This window comes from Kocuria sp. CNJ-770 (assembly GCF_001942375.1).
GTDB classification, from domain to species: Bacteria; Actinomycetota; Actinomycetes; order Actinomycetales; family Micrococcaceae; genus Kocuria; species Kocuria oceani.
Window position 1 is genome coordinate 1 of record NZ_MKJW01000031.1, and the last position, 3,676, is coordinate 3,676.

2 protein-coding genes and 1 pseudogene are annotated in these 3,676 nt (G+C 70.2%); all 3 read right to left on the reverse strand.

Annotation, left to right across the window (positions count from 1 at the left end; all coding sequences use genetic code 11):
* Positions 1 to 250 (reverse strand): alcohol dehydrogenase catalytic domain-containing protein (locus BJF77_RS01450; RefSeq protein WP_158041155.1); only part of this gene is annotated, 250 nt, incomplete at its 3' end.
* 131 nt (positions 251 to 381) lie between these two features.
* Positions 382 to 2,849 (reverse strand): annotated as a pseudogene (locus tag BJF77_RS01455) (FAD-dependent oxidoreductase).
* Positions 2,850 to 2,896: 47 nt separating this feature from the next.
* Positions 2,897 to 3,259, reverse strand: a complete 363-nt coding sequence (locus tag BJF77_RS01460) for a bifunctional 3-phenylpropionate/cinnamic acid dioxygenase ferredoxin subunit (RefSeq protein ID WP_047802167.1) — start codon at positions 3,257 to 3,259, stop codon at positions 2,897 to 2,899.
* Positions 3,260 to 3,676: the final 417 nt, after the last annotated feature.

The following is a 3,676-nucleotide window of genomic DNA, read 5'->3' on the forward strand; positions in this document are numbered from 1 at the left end:
CGTGGTCGCCCACGGCGACCTCCGTCACCCCCTCACCGACCGCCGAGACGATGCCCGAGGACTCGTGGCCCAGCAGGAACGGGTAGTCGTCACCGACGCCGCCCTCGACGTAGTGGTGGTCCGTCTGGCACACCCCGCAGGTGAGCACGTCCACCAGGGCCTCGCCCGGTCCCGGGTCCGGGACCAGGATGGTCTCCACGCTGACGGGCTGGTTCTTGCCCTTCGACACCACGCCTTTGACCTTGTGCATGCTGGAACTGCCTTTCGTCGTCGTCGGCACCGGGAACGGTGCTCGATCACAGAAGTCGTGCTGGGGTGTCCCGGTCCCGGGACGGGGCCGGGGGCGGAGCGGCACGCACTCCGTCCCCGGGAGGCCGGGCCTCAGCCGCGGATGCGCTCCATGCCGGGGTCCACGAGCGGCTCGGCGCTGACCGTGGCCGGGACGCGCTCGCCGAGGTACTCGATCTCCACGCCGTCGCCCTCGGAGATCTCCGGCGGGAGCCAGGCGTAGGCGACCGGCCGGCCCACGGTGTGCCCGAAGACTGCGCTGGTGACGTAGCCGGCGGCGGCGCCGTCCACGTACACGGGCTCCTTGCCCAGGACCACGGAGCGTCCGTCGTCGACGGTCAGGCAGCGCAGCCGGCGCCGGACCTGACCGTCGGAGGCCACCGCCTCCGAGCCCACGAACTCGCCCTTGTCCTTCTTGACGGCGAAGTCCAGCCCGGCCTCCACCGCGGTGTGCTCGGTGGTCATGTCGGTGCCCCAGGACCGGTAGCCCTTCTCCACGCGCAGGCTGTTGAAGGCCGCGCGCCCCGCGGGGACGATCCCGAACTCCTGGCCCGCCTCGTGCAGCAGGTCCCACAACCGCAGCCCCTGGTCGGCGGTGGTGTACAGCTCCCAGCCGAGCTCCCCCACGTAGGAGAGGCGCATCGCGGTGACCCGCAGGCCGCCCACCCGGATCTCCTTGGTGCGGAAGTACTTCAGGCCGTCGTTGGACAGGTCGTCACGGGAGACCTTCGCCATGACCTCCCGGGCCTTCGGGCCCCACAGCCCGATGCAGCAGGTCTCGGCGGTGGTGTCCCGGACCAGGGCCCAGGCGGTGGGGTCCTCGGCGCTCTGCCGGTTCGCCTCGGAGGACAGGTACGCCACGTCGACGCTGCTGTTGATGCCGGCCTGGAACAGGTTCTCGCTGAGCCGGGCCACGGTGATGTCGCTGCGGATCCCGGCCTTCTCGTCGAGCAGGAGGCAGTACGTCACGGCGCCCGGCTTGCGCAGGACGTTGCCGGTGGTGAGCCGCTGCAGCAGGGCGGCGGCCCCCGGCCCTTCGACCGTCACGCGCTTGAGCGGGGTCATGTCGTACATCGCCACGGCGGTGCGGGTCTTCCACGCCTCGACCGCCGCGATCGGCGAGTGGTACCGCGCCGCCCACGGCTCCCGCTCCGGCTCCCGCCACTCCTCGGGCAGCTGGTCCAGGAGCGCGGCGTTGGACTCGTACCAGTGCGGGCGCTCCCAGCCGTGGCTTTCCAGGAAGAACGCGCCGAGCTCCAGCTCCCGGGGGTAGAACGGGCTGACCCGCAGGTTGCGCGGCGACTCCCGGGGCTGGAGGGGGTGGAGGACGTCGTAGATCTCCACGAAGTTCTGCTTGCCCGTCTCCTCGACGTACTCCGGGGACAGCTGCACGTCGTCGAACCGGGTGGCTCGCAGCCGTGCAGGTCCGTCTCCGGGACGCCGTCCACCAGCAGCTCGGCCATGGCCTTGGCCACGCCCGAGGAGTGGGTGACCCACACCGCCTCGGCCACCCAGAACCCGGCGAGGTCCGGGGACTCGCCGATGAGCGGGCCCCCGTCCGGGGTGAAGGAGAAGATCCCGTTGAAGCCCTCGGCCACCTCGCTGCCGCGCAGGCTCGGCAGGAAGCGCTGGCTCTCGGCCCACTGCTCGGTGAAGTCCTCGGGCGTGAAGTCCAGACGGGAGGGCATCCGGTCGTGGGCGATGTCGCGGGGCGCGTAGTGCGGCAGGTCGGAGAGGTCCACCGGCATCGGGCGGTGCGCGTAGGAGCCGATGCCGATCCGGTCCCCCCACTCCCGGTAGTAGAGGTCCGCGTCCTGGTGCCGGAGGATCGGCAGGGTTGCCCCGTTCGGGGCGTCGTGCTTGCCCACCAGCTCGGGGACCGCGGAGGTGAAGACGTACTGGTGGGCCAGCGGCAGGATGGGGCACGGCATGCCGGCCATCTCGCCGATCGCGGGGCCCCAGAACCCGGCGCAGGAGACGACGATGTCCGCCGGCACGGTTCCGTCCGGCGTGGTCACACCGGTCACGCGGCCGTTCGACCGCTCGATGCCCGTGACGGTCGTCTCCGGGCAGTAGGTCACGCCGGCTCGGGTGGTGCGGTCGATGAGCACCTGCACCGCCTTGGCGGCCAGGGCGAGCCCGTCCGTCGCCACGTGGTAGCCGCCCAGGACCATCTCGGGGTTGACCAGGGGGTGCTGCGCGACCACCTCCTCGGGAGTCAGCAGCCGGCCCTCGAGGCCCCACGACGTCGCGTAGCCCACCTTGCGCTTGAGCTCCTCCAGCCGCGCCGGCGTGGTGGCCACCTCGAGGCCCCCGACCTGGTTGAAGCAGCCCAGGGACATGAGCTTCTCCACCGTGTACTGCGCGAAGTGGGTGAGCGACCGGGACGGGTTCGTCTGGTAGACGAGTCCGGGCGCGTGCGACGTCGAGCCGCCGGGAAGGGGCAGCGGGCCCTGTTCCAGGACGGTGACACTCGTCCAGCCGCGCTGGACGAGTTCGTCGGCAAGGTTGGTGCCGACGATGCCGGCTCCGATGATGACGACGCGAGGGGTGGTGCTCATGGGCGGTTCTCCTGACCTGCGGATGTCGTGCTGGGGTCGACCGGTTTTCAGTTCGACTGGGACTCGTGGCCGTGGGCCGTGAGCCCGGGCGGCAGGTTCGGGGCCTCGGTCGACTCCTCGACCATGATGTCGCCGTCCACGACGCTCACCTTGTGGGTCCGGACCGGCAGCTTGGCCGGGGGTGCGTCCACCGCGCCGGTGCGGAGGTTGAACTTGGACGCGTGCAGCGGGCACTCCACCTCGCAGTCCTCCACCCAGCCGTCGGCGAGCGAGGCGTCCTGGTGGGTGCAGGTGTCGTCGAGGGCGAACAGCTCGCCCTCCTCCGTGTGGAACACGGCGATGGGCGGGACGGTGTCGAGGCGCAGGGCGTCACCGGGTGCGAGGTCCTTGAGGGGACAGGCCTTGTGCATCGGAGCGGATCCTTTCCTGAGGACGGGCCTGCCGTGCCGGGCAATCCGCGCCGGCCGAGCTGGCTCACCATGAGCAACAAGCATTGCAATGTGCAACAAGCGTGGAGACCGGCAATGCGTGCTGTCAAGAGGTCCACGCCAGTCGATTCGTGATCCAGGCCACAGCACGACATTTTGTAAATTTCTCGCGTCGCATTGACAGAACCCCTTGACGCTCCCTCTGCGCGAGACTCACTCTGAATCTCACATTACGAACCGTGTTGCACGACTTGCGCCTCACACCCGGGAACCGGCCTCTCGCCGCTGATCCGGGTCGCCACCCATCCGTTGTCTGTCTTTCGAAAGGGGTCCTTCATGGAGTCCCTCGTCATTGTCGGAGCCTCGCTGGCCGGTCTGTCGGCCGCGCGGGCGGCTCGC

Coding starts and splice junctions, on each gene's coding strand:
- BJF77_RS01460 (WP_047802167.1), bottom strand. CDS start 3,259: ATGCACAAGGCCTGTCCCCTCAAGGACCTCGCACCCGGTGACGCCCTG.